The 18,806-nt window shown below is 48.0% G+C and carries 23 protein-coding genes; 9 read left to right on the forward strand and 14 right to left on the reverse strand.

Annotated features, from left to right (window positions below; translation table 11 throughout):
* The first annotated feature begins 323 nt into the window (after positions 1–323).
* Both ICL07_RS22860 and ICL07_RS22865 read left to right on the forward strand, forming a co-directional pair.
* Positions 324–1,094: a DeoR/GlpR family DNA-binding transcription regulator gene (locus ICL07_RS22860; RefSeq protein ID WP_343071107.1), complete on the forward strand. Its 771-nt coding sequence runs from the start codon at positions 324–326 to the stop codon at positions 1,092–1,094.
* Positions 1,095–1,148: 54 nt separating this feature from the next.
* Positions 1,149–1,604 carry a NanQ anomerase/TabA/YiaL family protein gene (locus ICL07_RS22865; protein WP_188090365.1) on the forward strand — a complete coding sequence of 152 codons (456 nt, stop codon included), beginning with the start codon at positions 1,149–1,151 and terminating at the stop codon, positions 1,602–1,604.
* A gap of 64 nt (positions 1,605–1,668) precedes the next feature.
* Here the strand turns inward: ICL07_RS22865 and ICL07_RS22870 are convergent, their stop codons facing one another.
* Positions 1,669–2,064 carry a ribosomal maturation YjgA family protein gene (locus ICL07_RS22870; RefSeq protein ID WP_188090366.1) on the reverse strand — a complete coding sequence of 132 codons (396 nt, stop codon included), beginning with the start codon at positions 2,062–2,064 and terminating at the stop codon, positions 1,669–1,671.
* Between the two features lie 51 nt (positions 2,065–2,115).
* Here ICL07_RS22870 and ICL07_RS22875 point away from each other — a divergent pair, with 51 nt between their 5' ends.
* On the forward strand, positions 2,116–2,772 hold the full coding sequence (locus ICL07_RS22875) for a YiiX family permuted papain-like enzyme (RefSeq protein WP_188090367.1): 657 nt from the start codon (positions 2,116–2,118) through the stop codon (positions 2,770–2,772).
* A 16-nt stretch (positions 2,773–2,788) separates the two neighbouring features.
* Here ICL07_RS22875 and ICL07_RS22880 read toward each other — a convergent pair whose 3' ends face one another.
* The 10 genes from ICL07_RS22880 to ICL07_RS22925 form a co-directional block, all read right to left on the reverse strand.
* On the reverse strand, positions 2,789–3,817 hold the full coding sequence (locus tag ICL07_RS22880; RefSeq protein WP_188090368.1) for an MlaD family protein: 1,029 nt from the start codon (positions 3,815–3,817) through the stop codon (positions 2,789–2,791).
* 3 nt (positions 3,818–3,820) lie between these two features.
* Entirely contained in the window at positions 3,821–4,594 is a 774-nt protein-coding gene (locus ICL07_RS22885; protein ID WP_246485143.1) for an ABC transporter ATP-binding protein, read from the reverse strand.
* Position 4,595: 1 nt separating this feature from the next.
* Positions 4,596–5,390, reverse strand: coding sequence for an MlaE family ABC transporter permease (locus tag ICL07_RS22890; protein WP_188090369.1), 795 nt, complete (start codon positions 5,388–5,390; stop codon positions 4,596–4,598).
* A 255-nt stretch (positions 5,391–5,645) separates the two neighbouring features.
* Positions 5,646–6,131, reverse strand: a complete 486-nt coding sequence (locus ICL07_RS22895; RefSeq protein WP_188090370.1) for a GNAT family N-acetyltransferase — start codon at positions 6,129–6,131, stop codon at positions 5,646–5,648.
* Between the two features lie 54 nt (positions 6,132–6,185).
* Positions 6,186–6,677, reverse strand: a complete 492-nt coding sequence (locus ICL07_RS22900; protein WP_223152063.1) for a MarR family winged helix-turn-helix transcriptional regulator — start codon at positions 6,675–6,677, stop codon at positions 6,186–6,188.
* A gap of 42 nt (positions 6,678–6,719) precedes the next feature.
* Positions 6,720–7,475, reverse strand: coding sequence for an ABC transporter ATP-binding protein (locus ICL07_RS22905; RefSeq protein WP_188090371.1), 756 nt, complete (start codon positions 7,473–7,475; stop codon positions 6,720–6,722).
* A 95-nt stretch (positions 7,476–7,570) separates the two neighbouring features.
* Complete coding sequence (locus ICL07_RS22910; protein WP_188090372.1) at positions 7,571–9,220, reverse strand: glycoside hydrolase family 28 protein; 1,650 nt, start codon at positions 9,218–9,220, stop codon at positions 7,571–7,573.
* A gap of 100 nt (positions 9,221–9,320) precedes the next feature.
* A complete protein-coding gene (locus tag ICL07_RS22915; RefSeq protein WP_188090373.1) occupies positions 9,321–9,758 on the reverse strand; it encodes a MarR family winged helix-turn-helix transcriptional regulator in 438 nt (145 codons plus the stop codon).
* 24 nt (positions 9,759–9,782) lie between these two features.
* Positions 9,783–10,460 (reverse strand): type 1 glutamine amidotransferase domain-containing protein, encoded by a 678-nt coding sequence (locus tag ICL07_RS22920; protein WP_188090374.1) that lies wholly within the window; start codon positions 10,458–10,460, stop codon positions 9,783–9,785.
* Between the two features lie 9 nt (positions 10,461–10,469).
* Positions 10,470–10,886, reverse strand: coding sequence for an organic hydroperoxide resistance protein (locus tag ICL07_RS22925; protein ID WP_188090375.1), 417 nt, complete (start codon positions 10,884–10,886; stop codon positions 10,470–10,472).
* Between the two features lie 211 nt (positions 10,887–11,097).
* Here ICL07_RS22925 and ICL07_RS22930 point away from each other — a divergent pair, with 211 nt between their 5' ends.
* From ICL07_RS22930 to ICL07_RS22950, 5 genes are all read left to right on the forward strand, one after another.
* The gene (locus tag ICL07_RS22930; RefSeq protein WP_188090376.1) at positions 11,098–11,946 is read left to right on the forward strand and encodes a TIGR02452 family protein; all 849 of its coding nucleotides are present in this window, start codon (positions 11,098–11,100) and stop codon (positions 11,944–11,946) included.
* Positions 11,936–12,487: a riboflavin biosynthesis intermediates N-glycosidase gene (ybiA, locus tag ICL07_RS22935; protein WP_188090377.1), complete on the forward strand. Its 552-nt coding sequence runs from the start codon at positions 11,936–11,938 to the stop codon at positions 12,485–12,487. Before ICL07_RS22930 ends, ybiA begins: the two co-directional genes overlap by 11 nt.
* Entirely contained in the window at positions 12,484–13,026 is a 543-nt protein-coding gene (locus ICL07_RS22940) for an RNA 2'-phosphotransferase (RefSeq protein WP_188090378.1), read from the forward strand. The genes ybiA and ICL07_RS22940 overlap by 4 nt, the downstream gene beginning before the upstream one ends.
* A gap of 106 nt (positions 13,027–13,132) precedes the next feature.
* Positions 13,133–13,891, forward strand: a complete 759-nt coding sequence (gene map / locus ICL07_RS22945; RefSeq protein WP_188090379.1) for a type I methionyl aminopeptidase — start codon at positions 13,133–13,135, stop codon at positions 13,889–13,891.
* Between the two features lie 99 nt (positions 13,892–13,990).
* The gene (locus ICL07_RS22950) at positions 13,991–15,181 is read left to right on the forward strand and encodes a THUMP domain-containing class I SAM-dependent RNA methyltransferase (RefSeq protein ID WP_188090380.1); all 1,191 of its coding nucleotides are present in this window, start codon (positions 13,991–13,993) and stop codon (positions 15,179–15,181) included.
* Positions 15,182–15,252: 71 nt separating this feature from the next.
* Here ICL07_RS22950 and ICL07_RS22955 read toward each other — a convergent pair whose 3' ends face one another.
* The 3 genes from ICL07_RS22955 to ICL07_RS22965 form a co-directional block, all read right to left on the reverse strand.
* Positions 15,253–16,104: an alpha/beta fold hydrolase gene (locus ICL07_RS22955; protein WP_188090381.1), complete on the reverse strand. Its 852-nt coding sequence runs from the start codon at positions 16,102–16,104 to the stop codon at positions 15,253–15,255.
* 52 nt (positions 16,105–16,156) lie between these two features.
* Positions 16,157–16,741, reverse strand: coding sequence for a TetR/AcrR family transcriptional regulator (locus ICL07_RS22960; RefSeq protein ID WP_188090382.1), 585 nt, complete (start codon positions 16,739–16,741; stop codon positions 16,157–16,159).
* Positions 16,742–16,883: 142 nt separating this feature from the next.
* On the reverse strand, positions 16,884–17,357 hold the full coding sequence (locus ICL07_RS22965; protein ID WP_188090383.1) for an Lrp/AsnC ligand binding domain-containing protein: 474 nt from the start codon (positions 17,355–17,357) through the stop codon (positions 16,884–16,886).
* Positions 17,358–17,591: 234 nt separating this feature from the next.
* Between ICL07_RS22965 and ICL07_RS22970 the strand changes: the two genes are divergently transcribed.
* Entirely contained in the window at positions 17,592–18,776 is a 1,185-nt protein-coding gene (locus tag ICL07_RS22970; RefSeq protein ID WP_188090384.1) for a serine hydrolase domain-containing protein, read from the forward strand.
* Positions 18,777–18,806 lie beyond the last annotated feature (30 nt).

Below are 18,806 nucleotides of genomic sequence, written 5' to 3' on the forward strand. Positions count from 1 at the left end.
GTTATATTTGAATGTAAAATAAAAGAAAATAAAACAAATCGAAACCAAAATAGAAAAATAAACCAGAAAGTGAAATATTTTTTGGATGAAAGGGAAAATGGCTGTGAACAGTGGCGGAACTGTTTCAATATCTTCCAAATGAAAGTTTGTCTGGATAAAAAGATAAGAATAGAAAATAGATTGAAATAGAAGACGCTATGTGCTTTTGTTTTTTCATCACTCCTTTGTTTTCCCCATCCGCTTCTTTGCTCCTTCGCTTTCTTTAAAAGCTTTGCGTGCAAAAAAACTTGTCAATAGGTTTTAATACTTTATTTTTATGTGATATGTCTATGATTAATATAGCTGAACGCCATAAGTTTATACTGGATAAACTCGCAGAAAAAGGATATGTGAATGTAGTCGATCTCTGCAAGGAGCTCGATGTATCGGGAGTGACTATACGTAAAGATCTGAAGCTGCTGGAAGACAAGGCGCTGCTGTTCCGCTCGCATGGCGGGGCTACGGTCAACAATCCTTACACCAACGATAAGCCGGTCAATGAAAAAGAAAAGCTGCACAGTGAAGAGAAAAACAATATCGGCCTGGCGGCGGCGGCACTCATAGCACCCAACGACGCGATCATCATTGCCTCCGGGACTTCTGTACTGGCACTGGCGAAAAATATCCATCCCAAAGGCCATCTCACCGTCATCACCGGCGCACTCAATGTGGCACTGGAACTGATCCGTATCCCGGATGTGGAAGTAATACAGCTCGGCGGCCAGCTCCGCACCAGCTCATCTTCGGTGACAGGTCCCTATGCGGAAAAAATACTGGAAGACTTCTCCTGTAGTAAACTATTCCTCGGTGTAGATGGTATCGACCTTGAATTTGGCCTCACTACTTCCAATATCGGAGAAGCGCATCTCAATCAGAAAATGATCGCTACGGTGCAGAAAATTATCGTGCTGGTGGATTCCTCCAAATTCGGCAAAAGAGGCTTCGGCCGTATCTGTGGCCTGGAAGATGTAGATGAGGTGATCACCGATACGGGCATTTCCCCCCACCTCGTAAAAGCGATGGAAGATATGGGCATTAAAGTGACAATCGTATAACACTTTCCCCTTTTTGAATATCTTTATGGCTCATCTATCTTTATTTATCAGCACATGATTCTCGACACCATCAGCAATGCCCATCGCTATCACTGCCTGGGACCCAGATTTGTCAAGGCTTTCGAATACCTCGCACAAACCGATTTTCACACACTGGAAAAAGGAAAATACGAAATCGACGGCACCAACCTCTTCGCCATTGTGAATGAATATGATACCGTAGATCCGTCAGGTGAACAAATGGAAGCGCATAAAAAATACATCGATATACAATATATCGTACGCGGCGCAGAACATATCGGCCATGATTTTCTACAACAACAAACACCTTCCAAAGCATACAGCGAAACGGAAGACTATATGCTATTCGCAGAAAAACCGGCGTTTTTTACCCGCCTCGATCAGGAACATTTTTCGATCTTTTTCCCTACAGACCTGCATATGCCTAATCTGCAGATTGATCGGCCAGGCCCTGTAAAGAAAGTAGTGATCAAGCTGGCCGTTCAATAAATCATTTGTTCATTTTGAAATTTGGTTATTGAAGGAACGCCTCAATAACCAAATTTCAAAATAACTAAATATCCCAATGTAACAGTCGTTCGAGCAAAAAGGCTAACGCCGCTGCTATTACCGTACCCACGGCATAACATACACAATCGCTCCATAAAAAGCCATGCCCCAATAAAATCCCCAACGGCGTGTTACGCAGCTTCACCGCCCATTCCGCCTGGTACAACTGCTGTACTTCAATGGCAATACATACCAGAAAACTGATCAGGGAAACTTTGGGAAGTGACTTTAAAGGATATAAAAAACGGAACCCGAAAAAAATACAGGTGGCTGAAAATACATCTCCGCCATAAATACGGATCAGGGAAGGGAAGTACTGTGGAGCCCATCTGGTGGCTAATCCTAGGGGTATGTTCAACAATATCAGTACAAAATACAGCCAGCGTCTTTTAGCTTTCATGTGATAAAAATACACGTAAAAATAGTATTATTACTATAACCCAACATGACAATGAGATTGAAAAAAATAGTTTTATTCGGCGCTTTACCATTGGCAGCGCTTATTGGTGGCGGATTATGCCTGACCGGCATGCCGGTAAAAAAAATACAGCAGCAGCTGCCGGCCACGGCACACGCAGGCGATGTTATCTTCCAGGAGTCCATGTCTGATCTGAGCACGGCGATTAAAGAGGCCACGCATTCAAAATACAGTCACTGTGGTATTATCCTGCCAAAAGATGGTCAGCTATACGTGTATGAAGCGGTACAACCTGTCCGGTACACGCTGTTGAAGGACTGGATAGCACGGGGCCGTAAAGGACATTACGTGATTAAAAGACTAAAAAACGCGAACAGCGTTATTACACCTGCTACGGTGGAAAAAATGGTGGAAGCGGGCAAAAAATATAACGGTAAGGATTATGACTTTTATTTTGGCTGGTCCGACGAAAGAATGTATTGCTCTGAACTGGTATGGAAGATCTATAAAGAAGTGACAGGATTGGAACTGGGCGAACTGCAGCAGTTAAAGGATTTTGATCTGAACAACGCGGCGGTAAAACAACAGATGAAACAAATCTATGGCAACAAGGTACCGCTAACGGAACAAATTATCTCCCCGGTAAGTATGTTTAATTCTCCGCTGCTCATCACGGTAACAGAAAAATAAAAAAAAGGTGCAGGGGCTATTGGCCCTGCACCTGGTTTAATGCTTTCTCTTTTTCGGCCTGCTCTTTTTTCTCGCGCTTGGCCTGTTTCCGGAAATATCCTCTCAACAGGAAGTTATGTTTTAATGCTTCCATGTTTTGGTCCAGTTTGGAAGAGCTGGATTCCAGGTTGGTGATAATTTTTTTCAGTGCGGCCGCTGATTCCTGGTCATGTAACAACACGCCGGCAGGGGATTGGTCGCTGGTGAGGTTTTCGCTCACGGAAGCGCTGGCCTTTTTCAGGTCAGAAACCATGCCGTTGGCTTGTTGGGCAGCGGCTTCCATCTGGGTAACGGTGGAGCGTAAACGATTAAACACGATGGTGTCGGTAATCAGGTTGTTGGTAAGGGAACCTTTGCTCTGCAACTTGCCGGCATAATCCGCCAGCCGGTCGGTCAACCGCTGGGTGTTGGCGGCAGTGATTTTCAGGTTGTTCAGGGTCGCCTGTACGTTGGTGTATACAGAATCATCCTTCAACAGTTTACCAATAGTACCCTGGCCCTCCGCAATGTGTTTGGTAATCTGTTTCAGGTTACCGGTAATCTCTACCAGGTTTTCATTATTCACCTGCAAAGTAGCCATGATGTTATCCGGACTTAAAGCGGCTTCGGCTACAATTACATCGCCATTATCCACGGCTGGCGTAGTTTCGGTGCCGCCAAACAATACCACAATTTTGTTGCCTACCAGTCCGTCGGAACCTACTTTGGCTTTTACATCTTTATGGATAAACTGGCGGGAACTTTTTTCTATATTCATCACGACTTCGATCACGTCATGCTGCACGAAAGTGATTTTTTTAACGGTACCTACTTTCACACCGGAATACCAGACATTGTTACCCGGCGCCAGTCCGTTGATATCATGGAACATGGCTTTCACCCGGATAGAGGACACAAACGCTTTGCGTTGTCCGCCCAGGAATAGGATGCCTACAGTAAAAATGATCAGTCCAACAAAAATGAAGATGCCAACTATTACTGTGCGTTTGTTGCTTTCTTTAATCATAGCTTACTGTATGAAATTGTATTGATAAAAACTTTTGATCAGATCGTTGTCTTTCCGGAATACTTCGTCGAAGGAGCCTTGTGCCACAAACCGTCCTTCCTGCATTACCGCAATGCTGTCGCCGGTTTCCTTGGCGCAGGTAAGGTCGTGCGTAATGATGATGGAACTGGTGTTAAAACGGCGTTGCACTTCGTTGATGAGATTATTGATTTCGATGCAGGTGATAGGGTCCAGACCGGCGGTAGGTTCGTCGTACAGCATGATCTGAGGTTTCAGGATCAGGGTACGGGCAATGCCGATACGTTTACGCTGGCCACCGGAAAGTTCGGCGGGCAACTGGTTAATGGCCTGTGACAATCCTACGGCGTCCAGTACGATATCTACCATACGACGCACCTGGTCGTTGCTGATTTGTTTGTTGTTGCGGCGCAGGGGAAACGCCAGGTTTTCGCCCACCGTCATACTATCATACAGGGCGGCACTCTGGAAGGAGAAACCAACCTGCATCCGTAGTTCGCGGAGATCTGCTTCGGTGAGTGAATTGATGTCTTTGCCCAGTACATTGACGGAGCCGGCATCGGGATATAACAGTCCGACAATGATCTTGATCAGTACGGACTTACCGGTACCGGAGCGGCCCAGTACCACTACGTTTTCACCCCTGTGGAGGTCCAGGTTAATACCGCGCAGTACGTGATTGGAACCAAAGGACTTGTAAAGGTCCTGGATCGAAATCACGACATCATTCATGTCTATTTCCGGGTTACGTTGTTTCATCCTACCTGATTGAGTTTACTACCTGAACAATGATTACTTCTTCTATAAATATCAGGAACATGGAAATTACCACGGAGATGTTGGCCGCTTTACCCACGCCCTGTGTGCCTTGTGTGGCATTGTATCCCTGGTAACAGCTTACAATACCGATGGTGAAACCATAGGCCATGGCCTTAAAGGTGGAGGCGAACAGGTCCAGGAAAGTAATATCGCTGAAGGCCTTCAGAAAAAAGAAGGTGATACTGGTCTGTTCGTTGAGATGCACGTCCAGATAAGAACCCATAAGGCCTACCAGGGCGGTGTATGCCATGAGAATAGGGAGGCAGACCGTTGTGGCCAATACCCGTGTTACCACCAGGTATTTAAACGGGTTGATGGCCGATACTTCCATCGCGTCTATCTGTTCTGTTACCCGCATAGATCCCAATTCCGCGCCAATGCTGGAACCTACCTTACCGGCGCATATCAGCGCTGTTACCAGCGGCGCCAGCGCTCTGATCACGGCAATAGCTATCAGGGAAGGAAGCCAGGAGGTGGCGCCAAATTCAGACAAGGAAGGCCTTGACTGTTTGGTAAATACCAATCCGGTGATGAAGCCGGTTAAACTAATGAGCGCCAGCGATTTATAACCAACCATATAACATTGCCGTATAAATTCCCGTGTCTCAAAAGGAAACCTGAAAAGTTCCCGGAAGAACCGGGCTACGAAAAGAAAGGTGGTATGTACGTTGACGAAAAAACGATCAACTCCGGGTGATATGACTGGTTTGTCTGGTTGTCCGTTGCTGGAATCCATTTGCCGATTTTTAACTGCATGAAACTAAATCAGAGCTCAATAATATTACAAAAAACGGTCTTTTTTGTTATTCGAATCAGAACTTAATGTACATATTTTCAGGCCGGTAGCGTAGGATGCGGCCTGAAACGGGCAGTGGAGCAGGTAGAAGGGGTAACGGGGAACCTTATACGATTGGGGATTTTTTTCCGCTATTTGCAGGCGGAAAGCAGCAGCCGGTGGCGGTAATGGCCCAATTACCGGCTGCCAAAAAGTTTATGACTGGTAGTGATAAAACACATCATCTACCGCCATCCGGGGAAAAGCCGCCGGCAACTGATCTGCTGTTACCTCGTCAAATCCCTTTTTTTCATAAAACCGGCGGGCTGCGTGAAGGAAATTCACAGTACCCAGATAAATATGCCGGATACCCTGTTTATCAGCATAGGCCAGCAACGTGTCCAGCAGGGCTGTGGCAATGCCCAGCTCTTTGCCCCGGTATGTTTTGCGTACAAACATTTTGCGAAGCGCTCCGCCATCAGGGGCATAGGCAATCAGTGCAATCGTGCCTACCAGCTGATCGCCATCAAAAGCGCCCCAAAAACCACCGCCCGTTCCATGATAGAACTGGTCGATGTTCAGGAGGTCCTGCTGCTGGGAGATGTCTGTCGGCACGTTAAATTCCTGCTGCTGTATCGGTAGAATCAGGTCGATTACTGCTGTTGAATATTCATTGCCAATCGGTCTATAGGAAATTGCCATGGGATGATTGTTTTTGCAAAGATATGTAGTTGACTACATAAATTGTAAAATTTTTTATTTCCCCCCTTTCTGCCGGTGAATTTCTTCTGCTCTTTCAAAAAAGCTCTTCTCGCGGAAACGGGCCTCCACTTCATTAACGGCCTTCATGATATTATTGGTACTATTGGTCAGATCGGTGAGCGCGGCGGTGATCAGCTCCCAGACGGGTTGCATCTCTGTCACCAGCTGCTGGCCTTTTTCGGTGAGACTGATCATCCGTTTCCGGGTATCTGTCTTGTCTTTCCGGGAGCGCACCAGCTTTTTGGCTTCCAGTTCTTTCAGCAGGCTGATGGTGGAAGGGTGGGTATAACCTATTTCCTGGGCTATCTCTACTACGCTCAGCGCTTCATTGGCATGCAGACTGTACACTACCGGAAACCATTTGGGCTCAAAGTCGATGCCATGGGCTTTATAGATTTGCAGGCCGTCCTTGCGCAGCAGTTCGCCCAGCCGTTGCAGGCGCGTGGAAATAGCTAAAATGCCGGATTGATCGATCGCGTTAATCATACGGCGAAAATAAGCAGTCACTGCTTAAAAAGCGGCAGAATCTTACAATACATTGAATTGGAAGGCGCTGGAACCATCTTTGGCTGTCATAATAGTCAGCTGCAGCGGTTGCCCCGGTTCTGCCAGCATGGCCTGCGTACTGGGAAACAGTTGCGGCCCGATCCTGTACCAGGTATAGGATAGTTTACCGATCCTGCCCTGTAGTTTCTCGGTCACGATACCCTGTACTACTTTTCTATGAATGATGCTTTTCAGGTAACGCTGATACCTTCTTAACATAAAACACAAACCGGCTCCAACAATGGCGGCGGGCGGCATCCATCCCAGCAATACAGCAGGCATGCTGATATGGTCTGCCATACCCATTACATATAACAGTACAAATAAAATCACCGCAAAAACCAATGCTACCAGTACCGTATCTTTTAACAGGGAAGAACGGGCCGCCGTAAGGATTGGCTGCTCCTGCGAAGAGGCGGGATGGGCTTCATATAATACCGGCGGTAGTAATATCGTATAGTCGTTACAGTGAACAATTTCCAGTCGTACCGGCTGATGTACCAACCCTGTTACATGGGTTAGCTGCAGTAGGGTAGCAGTACCCTGTTCAGCAAACAACGGGAAGGCCTCTACGAATTGGCCATCTTCAAAATAATAACGGAGGACATGGTTTTCGGCGAGTTCCATTCTCACCAGGTGGCCGCTACAGACAGTCTTTTCATGTATGCCTGGAGTCATCTCCAGTTCTTTCAGCAGTTGAGCGTCGGCAGCAGACAACGGAACTTGTTTCTGTTGCATCTGTGGGTTGGAAGCGTTAGGTGGACAAATAGGATGTACGCTTAATAACAACAAAATACGTAAAAATATTATGAAAATGCAGCGGCCTGCCTGTGTTATTTTATAATAATTGCTTCCAGCTTACCAAGTGTGGTTTGTTTTGCTTTATGGTGATCACCGCCTTCAATGATAATGTTACTGCACTGATCCCCTTCTGCCTGCAAAAACACAGCAGCAGGAGAGAGCAGGCGGGTGGCCGTACATAGGATATCCCGGCAGTTGATGAACCGTAGTGCGGTTGCTTCCGGATGCCCTTGTATACTCAATGACAGGATAGCGGCATCGCTGACATGGTCCAGTACTACAGCTGGCCGAACATCTGTTTCCCGGTAGGTGAGTCGTACGTGTTGCAAGGTAAGTCCTTTCACATTCCGGGCGTACAGCCCATAGGCGACCGCACCAACAGGCGCAGTGCCCCATACCCCGAAATATTCGGCAGAAACTGCCGGTACTTCCTTGGCTGCCTGGGCGGCTGTTCCGCCACCGGCGGCAATTACCTGCACATCGTTAAAGCTGATATCTTCCAGGTAACTGTTGCCCACGCCATTCAGGGTGATACAACTGTTTTGTTCTCCGTCGAAAGGTTTTACGTCAAAAGGAATATCCGGATGGTTAACCGGCTTAGGCACCAGCGATGCCCGTATATGATGAAAGGAAATATTGCGGACAAATGTATCATTATTATCACCGGCATTAAAACCTATGCCAATAGGGCCGGTAACATGCTCCATCACAATATTGCTGAAGAGCAGGTTCTCGATCCTGGATTTGCCGGCGCCAATTTTTATCGGACAACCATACGTGTCGTAAATGATACAGTTGGAGACGGTAATATTTTTCGCCTCGCCGGCGCCAAAACGAAAGATGGACCAGCGGGTACTAAAAGTGCAGTTGTTGACTGTCACAAACTGGTTGCTGCCAAACAGCGCGCATCCATCGTCCTGACAGGCCACATCACAATCACTGATATGAATATACTGGCTGCTGTTAAAATGAAAACCGTCGTTGTTGCGGTTCACGCGATTGTATATACGAATCCCGTGAATGTTGATCTGCTGGCATTCAAGGATGCGAAAACAGTGATAGGCGCTGCGGGTGAAAAAACTATCCTCTATCCTGATATGCCGGCAACGATAGAAGATCACCAGATGAGGCCGGTCAAAATTGCCGGTTTTAATGGAACCACCCGGACCAGTGTTATCCCCTTTGCCGTTGTTGAAATGAATACCGTCGCCATCGATGGTGCCAGGGCCCTCAATGCTGATGTTGTCTGCGTTGGCGGCGTAAATAAACACCACGTTCCCGTTGCCCGGTGGAATAGCCGCCGGCGCCTGGTAATCTTCCCGGCGAGGACTACCCAATAGGCGGCCACTTACTGCCAGGTGCAGGGTGACATTGCTTTTCAGCTCCAGGGTACCGCACAGGTAATCGCCCGCAGGCACCAGTACGATGCCGCCGCGCTGCTGGTGGCAGGCGTCTATTGTGCGTTGTACAGCCTGGGTATCGTTGGTGCTGCCGTCACCCCGGGCACCATAATGCCGGATGTTAAAAAGGCCGGGCTGATCGCCCTTGCTGTGAGCGGATGCCGCCTGTGCAACAGTTGGGAGTGTACTGGCCCCGGCAACCGCGAGGGCAGGCATGGAAACTTTTTGCAGCCAGGCACGGCGTGTCAGCCCGGATGCATTGCTGGTAGGGTCGTTCTTCATAACAGTGAATTTATGCAAACGATTGCATTATTCACCAAAATAGTAATTTTTTTGGTGAGATTTCCACTGTTTTTAAAAAGAAAAAAATTAACGCCGGCGGCTATCCTCTGAGCGCCGGTTTAAGGCGGTATAATAAGGGCGTGATGGCATCCCTGAGTTCCTGAGCTTCGGCGGCGGTAATGCCCAGGCTATCGGCAAGCCGCAGCGGAATCTCGCCTGCCTGCTGTTGTAATGCGGTGCCTTGTGCAGTCAGTTGTATATTCACCACGCGCTCGTCTTCTTTACTGCGTACCCGTTTGATCAGCTTCTTGGCCTCCAGCCGTTTCAGCAACGGCGTCAGCGTGCCGGAATCCAGCATCAGCGTTTCCCCCAACGTCTTAACGTTCATGGACGTATGTTCCCACAACAACAGCATCACGAGGTATTGCGGATAGGTAAGATCCAGCTCGCCCAGTAACGGCTGATAGTGCGAGGTGATAAGCCTCGACAGGGCATATATCGGAAAACAAAGATGTTGGGAGAATTTTAGCTGCTTCAATACTAACGGTTTAACGACGCAAAACTACGCTAATGTTTCCAGTAAAATACGGGCTACTTCTTCTGATGATGCCGGGTTCTGGCCGGTGATCAGCAATCCGTCGCGGAGCGCATAGGAAGCCCAGTCCTTTCCTTTACTGTAAATACCGCCCAGCTGTTTAAGTTCATCTTCTACGAGAAAAGGCACCACCTTCGTCAGTTGAACGGCTTCCTCTTCGGTATTGCTGAAACCTGTTACCTCCTTGCCTTTGACCAACGCTTCACCATTGGGTGCTTTTACTTTTTTTAGTACACCCGGCGCATGGCATACCAGGGCAACCGGTTTGTTTTGTTTGTAAAAGGTTTCTATCAGCGCAATGGAATTGGGATCATTGGCAAGATCCCACAGAGGGCCATGACCACCGGGATAAAACACGGCGTCATAATCGTCAGCTGCTATTTCATTGAGCTTGGCTGTATGAGCCAGTTTGTTCTGTAGCGCCGCATCTTTATCAAAACGTTGCGTCGCCGCCGTTTGGAAGTCGGGGAGGGCGCTCTTCGGGTCAATCGGCGGCTGCCCGCCTTTGGGCGATGCAAGGGAAACCTCGGCGCCGGCATCTGCCAATGCGTAATAGGGCGCCGCAAATTCTTCTATCCAGAAACCGGTCTTTTGCCCGGTATTACCCAATTCATTATGGGAGGTCAATACAATTAATACTTTCATAAAACAGTTTTAAATCACTTCAAGATCAACAGTTATATTACCACGGGTAGCCAGGGAATAAGGACATACCTGGTGCGCTTTTGCAACCAGTTCCTGCGCCACCTCGGCATCAGTTCCCGGAATATGTACCTGTAGCTTTACAGATAACCCATAAGCGCCTGTATTGTTCTTACCGAGACTAACTTCCGCCGTAACGGCAGTCGTACCGGTTTGTACCCGCTGCGTCCGGATAACCAGGTTCAGGGCGCTGTCAAAACAGGCGGCATAACCTGCCGCGAAAAGTTGCTCAGGGTTGGTATAAGCCCCGCCCTGGCCGCCCATTGCGGTAGGTATTTTCACTTCCAGGTCCAGCACGCCGTCTGAACTGCTTACATGTCCGTTTCTTCCGCCGGTTGCGGTGGCTTGCGCCGTATAAATAATCTCCATGTCTGTAAATTTTAATAGTGTAAAATTAAATTGTGTACAATATATTTCCAAATATTTTTTTAGTGAGAGATGATCGTGTGCTGTGAAAAAAATCTTGCGCATTCAATTTATTTTATTTTACTTTGCGTCAGAATGACGTAAACGAAAAATATCAGCATCGGAAGCGAACCCCATATATGCTTTCAATTACCTGGTGTATAAAAAAGACTACATGAATAAACAAGCAAGAACCCGTGTTGCCTGGGAAACAATGGATATCCTGACCAATGGCAGTTATGTTAATTCCCGAAAGGAAACCATATCTATCCGGCCCGCCCTGCAATACGCCGCAGATAACACCGTGTTATACCGCCCTGAAGACTTCGAAATGGTATATCGTCAACGGGATCAGTCACCGGCTCAGGAACCGGGTGTAATTGAAGTGACAGGGGAAAGCACCTTCGCCGCTGCTTATCGGCTGATAGTGGCAGAAAAACAAAAAGATGTTTGCTGCCTCAATTTTGCTTCGGCTAAAAATCCCGGTGGTGGCTTTCTGAGTGGCGCCCATGCACAGGAAGAAGCCCTGGCCAGGGCCAGTGGCTTATATACCTGCCTGCAACGCAAAGTGGAAATGTACCAGATCAACCGCAACGATGGTAGCTGCCTCTATACGGATCATATGATCTACTCTCCGCTGGTGCCGGTATTCCGTAACGATGCCGGCAAGTTGTTGGATGATTATTATACTGTATCCGTTATCACAGCTCCAGCGGTGAATGCAGGCGCTGTAAAAGATAATGAACCGGCAAACGTACATCGTATTGACACGGTGATGGCATCCAGGATGGAGAAATTGTTATCGGTAGCAGTAGCACAGGGACAAACAACCATCATACTCGGCGCCTGGGGCTGCGGCGTTTTCCGGAATGATAAAGCAGCTGTGGCTGGTGGATTTGCTTCGTTGTTGAACAGCGATAAATTCCGCCACCGGTTTACAAAAATAGTGTTTGCAGTATATGACAACACAACCGGTCAGGAGACTATTCGTACATTTAAAAACAAACTGACACATGACTTATAATAACCAGTGGTTAATCGACAGATACCAGCGTAAAGATAAAATCAAGTACCTGTTTTTCTGGGGACACCAGGTGGGGCCTGATGGAACGGTCACCCAGGGCTGTTTAAGCCAGTGGTGGGTAGCTCCCTTCCAGGAAAACGGTATTGTATATCCTACCGCGGAACATTGGATGATGGCCGGTAAAGCCAGGCTGTTCAAAGACGATGCCACCTTACAGCGTATCCTCAAAGCGAAAACGCCCGCAGAAGCTAAAAAACTGGGCCGGCAGGTACAGCGTTTCAATCCGGTCATCTGGGATGAACATAAATCGGATATCGTAACGGAAGGCAATGTCCTGAAGTTTTCGCAGCATCCGGAACTAAAAACATTTTTATTAAACACTAAAGACCGCGTACTGGTAGAAGCCAGTCCTGTCGACTCCATATGGGGCATCGGCATGAAAGCCGATAACGAACATGCGGAGAATCCCCTGCGCTGGAAAGGCCAGAACCTGTTGGGTTATGCGCTCATGGCCGTCAGGGACAAACTATCAACATCATGAACGAGAAAAGAATTAAAAATATCAGCAAATTTCTGAGTCTTATACTCCGGCATAGCCCGGAAACCATCGGCCTGCAACTGGATAGCCAGGGATGGGCCAGTATACAGGAACTGATGAGCAAGGCTGCCGGAAAAGGACAACGGTTTACAGTAGATGAACTGCTCATCGTAGTGGCAGAAAACGATAAACAACGTTTTGCACTGAGTGAAGACAATACCCGTATCCGGGCCAACCAGGGGCACTCCGTTAAGATTGCGCTGGATCTGGAAGCCGTTGCGCCACCGGAATACCTGTACCACGGCACCGTTGGTAAATTCATGCCAGCCATCCGTAAGGAGGGACTGCTTAAAATGAGCCGGCATCACGTACACCTTTCTGAAAAAAGGGATACAGCCGTGGCCGTAGGCTCCCGTCGCGGCCTGCCAGTGATACTCACTGTCCATAGTGGCCGCATGTTCCGCGATGGTATGCCATTTTTCTGCTCTGCCAATAATGTTTGGCTCACAGACCATGTACCCGTGAAGTACATCGAATTTTAAAATGCGGATCTTTGCCCACGGCATTAGCCGTGGCTTCCCATCCGCCCCGTTTTTGACGATTTGCCGCCGTTTGCCTACCTTTAATCAAGAACAAAACCAGAAGGATATGTCAATTACATCAGAAGCGGAATTACAAGGCATGAAAAGAATCAGTGAGGTGGTGGCCACTACATTGAAGGAAATGCGCAACTATGCCAAACCGGGCATGTCAGCGCAGGAAGTAGATGAATTTGGCGGAGAAATGTTGCAAAAATATGGTGCTAAATCTGCGCCGAAGCTGACTTATGGCTTCCCTGGCTGGACCTGCATCAGCGTTAACAATGAAATTGCGCACGGTATTCCCAAGGCATCTAAAATCCTGCGGGAAGGCGATCTGGTGAATATTGATGTGTCTGCGGAACTGGATGGCTTTTGGGCCGATAATGGCGGCTCTTTTGTATTGGGCGCAGACCTGCACCAGCATCAACCCCTGGTGGATGCGTCACGCAATATTCTGCTCAAAGCGCTCAGCCAGATCCGTGGTGGCGTAAAAATCGCTGATATCGGAAAACTGATAGAAAAAGAAGCGGGTAAAGCCGGATTTACGGTGATCCGCAACCTCGCCGGTCATGGGGTAGGCAGAAGCCTGCATGAAGCGCCGGAAGATATCCTCAACTGCTACGAACGCCGTAATAAGGAACGTTTCCGTAAAAACAGCGTGGTAGCCGTGGAAACCTTTATCTCCACTCATTCCAATTACGCCAACCAGGCCAATGACGGCTGGACGCTGATCGGTAATAAAGGCGGTTTTGTTGCCCAACATGAGCACACGATCGTCATTACCGATGGTCAACCCATCATTCTGACTGCTAATAACGAAATTTAGAAATTTAGCTATTTAGAAATTTACCTATTTGTTTATTGGGAACATTATAAATATCCAAATAACTAAATAGCTAAATTTCTAAATGCCTAAATTTGCGGCATGACGTCTTTATACACGAAGAAAGCGCCGGTAACGGTTACCTGCCACAAAAGGCTGACACCTTACCTCGAACAGGAAATTAAAGAACTGGGTTTTACAGTTGAAGAAACTTTTGTAACAGGTGTCCGCCTGTTTGCTTCCATCAATGAATGTATCCGCTTAAACCTCCAGCTGCGTTGCGCCAGCCAGGTATTATATAGCCTCCGGCAATTTGAAGCCCGCGATGCAGATGATATCTATCGCGAATTGAAATCCCACCCCTGGGAAACGATCCTGCCGGAAGACGGCTATTTCTCCATTACCAGCAACGTACAGAACGAAACGATCAATAACAGCATGTTTGCCAACCTGCGTGTTAAAGATGCGGTGATAGACCGTATGCGGGAGAAAACCGGTAAACGGCCATCTACCGGTGCGGCATTAACCGGCGCCGTAGTCCATCTGTTCTGGAAAAACGAAAACGCTGAAATATTCATCGATACCTCCGGCGATTCACTCGGCCGCCACGGATACCGTAAGATACCCGGTAAGGCGCCTATGCTGGAAGGATTGGCTGCTGCTACTATCCTGGCTACACGCTGGGACCGTCGCTCACCTTTCGTCAATCCCATGTGCGGCTCCGGAACGGTGGCCATAGAAGCAGCGCTGATAGCGACCAACAGCCGACCCGGCCTGTTCCGCGATAACTACGCATTTATGCACCTGCAAGGCTACGATGAAAACATTTACCTGGAAGAAAGAGGACGCCTGGAAAGCCAGATGGTGGACGTACCAGGATTACGCATTATCGCAACCGATTTAAGTCCGCTGGCAGTGGACAACGCCCGCAAAAACGCCAAAGCGGCCGGAGTTGCTGATCTGATCTCTTTTTCTGTCTGCGATTTTGCTGCGACACCGGTACCTGCCGATGCTGCCGGAGTGGTATATATGAACCCCGAATACGGGCTGCGCCTGGGAGAGATCTCCGCCCTGGAAGAAACGTATAGCCGTATCGGTGATTTCATGAAACAACGTTGTGGCGGTTATACCGGTTATATCTTTACCGGAAACCTGGACCTGGCCAAGAAAATAGGCCTCAAAGCCAAACGCCGCATAGAATTTTATAACAGTACCCTCGACTGCCGCCTGCTGGAATACGAACTGTATGCCGGTACCCGCGATGCCCGTAAACTGGCGCAGGAACAGGAATAACATCATCATATGCTGCATAAAAAAGCCAGGAGACCTATGCTCCGGGCTTTTTTATGCAGACAACACAGGGGTCATGCTCCTTTCTTCAAAAACGCTTTAATCAATCCCGCCACCTCATCATTGTATTCCTCCAGTAAAAAATGGCCGCCGTCAAACAGGTGCAGTTCCGCATTCGGCAGGTCGCGCAGATAAGCCGTGGCGCCTTCTCCCGGGAAAATGTTGTCGTTCTTGCCCCAGGTAATGAGGGTCGGTGGCTGGTGCTGCCGCATCCAGTCCTGCCATAGCGGATAAGCAGGGAAGTTGGCGCCATAGTTGGCGAACAACGCCCGTTGTACCGGTTTGTCAATAACGGCGGCGTCGAAGGTCCAGCCGTCCGGCGAAAACCGGGAAGGGTCCTTTGCACCAACCAGGTTAAGCGCCCACATCCCCTCCAGGCTCAGCATATTGTCAACAGCCGCCGCCAGGGCGGCAGTGTCTCCGGATTGTTGCAGCCGGCCTATTTCCTGAACAACTGGTCCCAATCCCTCCGTATAGGCGTTGGCGTTTTGAATCAGCAGTGAGCCTACCCATTCCGGGTGACGGGTAATGATCCGGAAGCCAATAGGGCCGCCATAGTCCTGCATGTAGAGGTGAAAACGGGTGAGCCCCATTTGTTGAATGAACTGCTCCATCACAGCGGCTACATTGTCAAATGAGTACTCAAATGCATCAGGAGACGGTTTGCTGCTGTAACCAAAGCCGGGATAGTCCGGTGCAATTACCCGGTAGTCTTCCGCCAGCGCCGGTATCAGGTTGCGGTACATATGAGACGAAGAAGGGAACCCATGTAATAACAATATTACAGGCGCTTGCGGCTTGCCCGCTTCCCGGTAAAAAATCTCCAGGTTGTTGACGGTGATACTGCGATAAAAAGTAGTGGCCATATATGAAAATTTAAATTGTACTATTCGGTACAAAATTGAAGAAAAAAAAGTACTAAAAAATAGGAGCGAGGTTGAGCGCTATCAGCTCCGACAAGCCGCTGGCCTGAGGATACATCCGTCGCGTAATATTGAGTCCATTCCACAGGTTCACCAGGTGCCGCGCCAGTAGTGGGGCAGGGGTGGTGGTTTTCAGTCGGCCGCTTTGCTGGGCCTCTTTGATGACTTTGGTGAACAACTGTTCCATCTGCTGTAAGCGTTGTACAGCTTTCTTTTCCAACGCAGGCTCGGTATGCGACAACTCGGCGATGGTATTGCCCATAAAACAGCCCTTCATATGTACCGCGCGGCTTTCCTGTGCTATATCCCGGAAAAAGGCCAGTACGGCGGACAGGGGATCATCGTCAGCGGCAACGGCAGCTTTCAGTTTGGTAAAGGCGCGGGTGTTGAACTGCTCCAGTGCTTTTTCAAACAACTCCTGTTTGCCGCCGGGGAATGCATTGTAAAAACTGCCTTTGCCTATGCCCATGGCGGTCAGCAAGTCTTCTGTTGACGTGGCCTCATAGCCCCGTTCCCAGAATACGGCAGTAGCCTTACGAATAACTTCTTCTTCATCAAATATGCGATTGCGTCCTGCCATAATTAAATTGTACTATTCAGTACAAAAATAGGAAAAATATCCGCATAACAAAATTTCCTGCCGGAACAAAGGGTTATCAAGGGAGAAGAAGGAGGTCGAAAAAAAGAATGAAGGCTGTAACGCCTTCATTCCGATATATTCATTATTGAATTTCGCTTACATTAACCGGCCGCGAGAAACTTTCTTCCAGGGAAATAATCGTTTCCGTACGCTCAATCCCTTTGATATGCTGCAAATCGTCCTGTAATATCTTGCGCAGCTCTGCACTGTCGCGGCAAATAATTTCTGCAAACATACTATAGGAGCCGGTAGTATAGTTCAGCCGCACAATCTGCGGTATCTTCAGCAACTGTTTGGCTACATTCTCATACAAGGAACTTTTCTCCAGGTAGATACCAATAAAAGCCAGTACGTCATATCCAATCGCACGCAGATTTACCTGCAACCGGGTTCCCTTAATCACGCCCATTTCGTGCAGCTTCTTGATACGGACGTGGATCGTGCCCCCCGATACAAAAAGCTTTTTTCCCAATTCGGCATAGGAAATACCGGCATCTGTTGACATTTCTGAAATGATCTGTAGGTCTAATTTGTCAATATTTAAAGAGTGACTCATTTTCGCTGGGCGATTTAGATTATTTTCTAAAAATATGCTTTTTATTGCAATAATCGCAAAAAAATATGAATTCCAAGTCTGTCAGACCCGTTTTTTCCGGAAAGATGTATTACAGCCGCACACCAACGACCGCTTCCGGACATTCGCTATCGAATACTGGTAATTAGTTGCTTGAAAATCAGCCTGAAAGATATTCGGCATGTTTTTACCATCCAGGTTACAAACTTTTTCCCCATGAAAATTTCTTCTCTGCTATTGGTATGCCTGCTCTCAGTTACTGGATTTGCGCAATCTATCCGTCGCCTGGACAAGTCTACCATAACTCCGCAGGCCCTGACAGCCCGCATACAACAACTCATGGACACCGCACAGGTGACAGGTATGAGCATCGCCATTTTTAATCAGGATCAACCCGTTTATGTAAAAGCCTTCGGCACCGCGAATAAAACCAACAGTACTCCCATGGATACCAACACCGTTTTCTGGGCCTGTTCCTACAGTAAAGCGGTATTCGCCTACTGTGTCATGAAACTGGTAGATCAACATATGATCGACCTCGATACACCTCTGGTAAAATATCTCCCTAAACCCTTACCGGATTATGTGTTCACCAAAAAAACAAGAGGTTACCAGGATCTCCGTAATGACCCCCGCTACGAAAAAATCACTGCCCGCATGTGCCTGGACCATACTACCGGATTCCCAAACTATCGGGGATTTGAAGCCAATGGGAAAATATGCATTAAATCAGACCCCGGTACCTTGTACGGATACTCCGGCGAAGGCATGTATCTGCTGCAGTTCGTCCTTGAACAAATGACCGGCAAGGATTATGAAAGCATAGCCAGGGAACAGGTATTCCTGCCGCTGGGCATGACGCACAGCAGCTATGTATGGCAACCCCGTTTTGATAATAACTATTGTGTAGGTCACGATACGGCACAGCATCCTTATGAGTTCGACGCCAGAACAAGCGCACATGCGGCCGGCTCCCTCTATACCAATATCACCGATTGGAACCGGTTCCTGGTAGCCATGCTTACCGGTAAAGGACTTAGCCGGCAAAGCGCCGCAGCCATGCTGCATCCCCAGATACCGATCCTCTCGAAAAAACAATTCGGTCCTGATGCCTGGGTGTATGATAAAACACCTGCTACCACCACTATTTTTTACGGCCTCGGCGTGGGACTATTAAAAACACCTTATGGTATCGCTTTCTTCAAGGAAGGACACAGCGAAGGCTGGGGGCATTACAGCATTGTTTTCCCGCAGAAACATACCGCTATTGCTATCATGACCAACAGCGATAACGGTGAACGCATATTTAAATCATTGCTGGAAATAGCTATCGGTGACGTATATACGCCGTGGTTCTGGGAAAACTATATTCCTTACAATTACGCGACAGTGAAGTATTGATAATATCCTTCCAATGATGTAAATTGTCTT

Source organism: Chitinophaga qingshengii (genome assembly GCF_014529935.1).
Classification (GTDB): Bacteria; Bacteroidota; Bacteroidia; order Chitinophagales; family Chitinophagaceae; genus Chitinophaga; species Chitinophaga qingshengii.

What these genes read in the sequence shown, in the direction of transcription:
- ICL07_RS22880 (WP_188090368.1), bottom strand. Translation starts at nt 3,817, where the DNA reads ATGATTAAAGAAAGCAACAAACGCACAGTAATAGTTGGCATCTTCATT.
- ICL07_RS22950 (WP_188090380.1), top strand. Translation starts at nt 13,991, where the DNA reads ATGACGTCTTTATACACGAAGAAAGCGCCGGTAACGGTTACCTGCCAC.
- ICL07_RS22930 (WP_188090376.1), top strand. Translation starts at nt 11,098, where the DNA reads ATGAATAAACAAGCAAGAACCCGTGTTGCCTGGGAAACAATGGATATC.
- map (WP_188090379.1), top strand. Translation starts at nt 13,133, where the DNA reads ATGTCAATTACATCAGAAGCGGAATTACAAGGCATGAAAAGAATCAGT.
- ICL07_RS22965 (WP_188090383.1), bottom strand. Translation starts at nt 17,357, where the DNA reads ATGAGTCACTCTTTAAATATTGACAAATTAGACCTACAGATCATTTCA.
- ICL07_RS22895 (WP_188090370.1), bottom strand. Translation starts at nt 6,131, where the DNA reads ATGGCAATTTCCTATAGACCGATTGGCAATGAATATTCAACAGCAGTA.
- ICL07_RS22875 (WP_188090367.1), top strand. Translation starts at nt 2,116, where the DNA reads ATGAGATTGAAAAAAATAGTTTTATTCGGCGCTTTACCATTGGCAGCG.
- ICL07_RS22920 (WP_188090374.1), bottom strand. Translation starts at nt 10,460, where the DNA reads ATGAAAGTATTAATTGTATTGACCTCCCATAATGAATTGGGTAATACC.
- ICL07_RS22970 (WP_188090384.1), top strand. Translation starts at nt 17,592, where the DNA reads ATGAAAATTTCTTCTCTGCTATTGGTATGCCTGCTCTCAGTTACTGGA.
- ICL07_RS22925 (WP_188090375.1), bottom strand. Translation starts at nt 10,886, where the DNA reads ATGGAGATTATTTATACGGCGCAAGCCACCGCAACCGGCGGAAGAAAC.
- ICL07_RS22865 (WP_188090365.1), top strand. Translation starts at nt 1,149, where the DNA reads ATGATTCTCGACACCATCAGCAATGCCCATCGCTATCACTGCCTGGGA.
- ICL07_RS22955 (WP_188090381.1), bottom strand. Translation starts at nt 16,104, where the DNA reads ATGGCCACTACTTTTTATCGCAGTATCACCGTCAACAACCTGGAGATT.
- ICL07_RS22900 (WP_223152063.1), bottom strand. Translation starts at nt 6,677, where the DNA reads ATGATTAACGCGATCGATCAATCCGGCATTTTAGCTATTTCCACGCGC.
- ICL07_RS22890 (WP_188090369.1), bottom strand. Translation starts at nt 5,390, where the DNA reads ATGGATTCCAGCAACGGACAACCAGACAAACCAGTCATATCACCCGGA.
- ICL07_RS22905 (WP_188090371.1), bottom strand. Translation starts at nt 7,475, where the DNA reads ATGCAACAGAAACAAGTTCCGTTGTCTGCTGCCGACGCTCAACTGCTG.
- ICL07_RS22885 (WP_246485143.1), bottom strand. Translation starts at nt 4,594, where the DNA reads ATGAAACAACGTAACCCGGAAATAGACATGAATGATGTCGTGATTTCG.
- ICL07_RS22870 (WP_188090366.1), bottom strand. Translation starts at nt 2,064, where the DNA reads ATGAAAGCTAAAAGACGCTGGCTGTATTTTGTACTGATATTGTTGAAC.
- ICL07_RS22910 (WP_188090372.1), bottom strand. Translation starts at nt 9,220, where the DNA reads ATGAAGAACGACCCTACCAGCAATGCATCCGGGCTGACACGCCGTGCC.
- ICL07_RS22860 (WP_343071107.1), top strand. Translation starts at nt 324, where the DNA reads ATGTCTATGATTAATATAGCTGAACGCCATAAGTTTATACTGGATAAA.
- ICL07_RS22960 (WP_188090382.1), bottom strand. Translation starts at nt 16,741, where the DNA reads ATGGCAGGACGCAATCGCATATTTGATGAAGAAGAAGTTATTCGTAAG.
- ICL07_RS22940 (WP_188090378.1), top strand. Translation starts at nt 12,484, where the DNA reads ATGAACGAGAAAAGAATTAAAAATATCAGCAAATTTCTGAGTCTTATA.
- ybiA (WP_188090377.1), top strand. Translation starts at nt 11,936, where the DNA reads ATGACTTATAATAACCAGTGGTTAATCGACAGATACCAGCGTAAAGAT.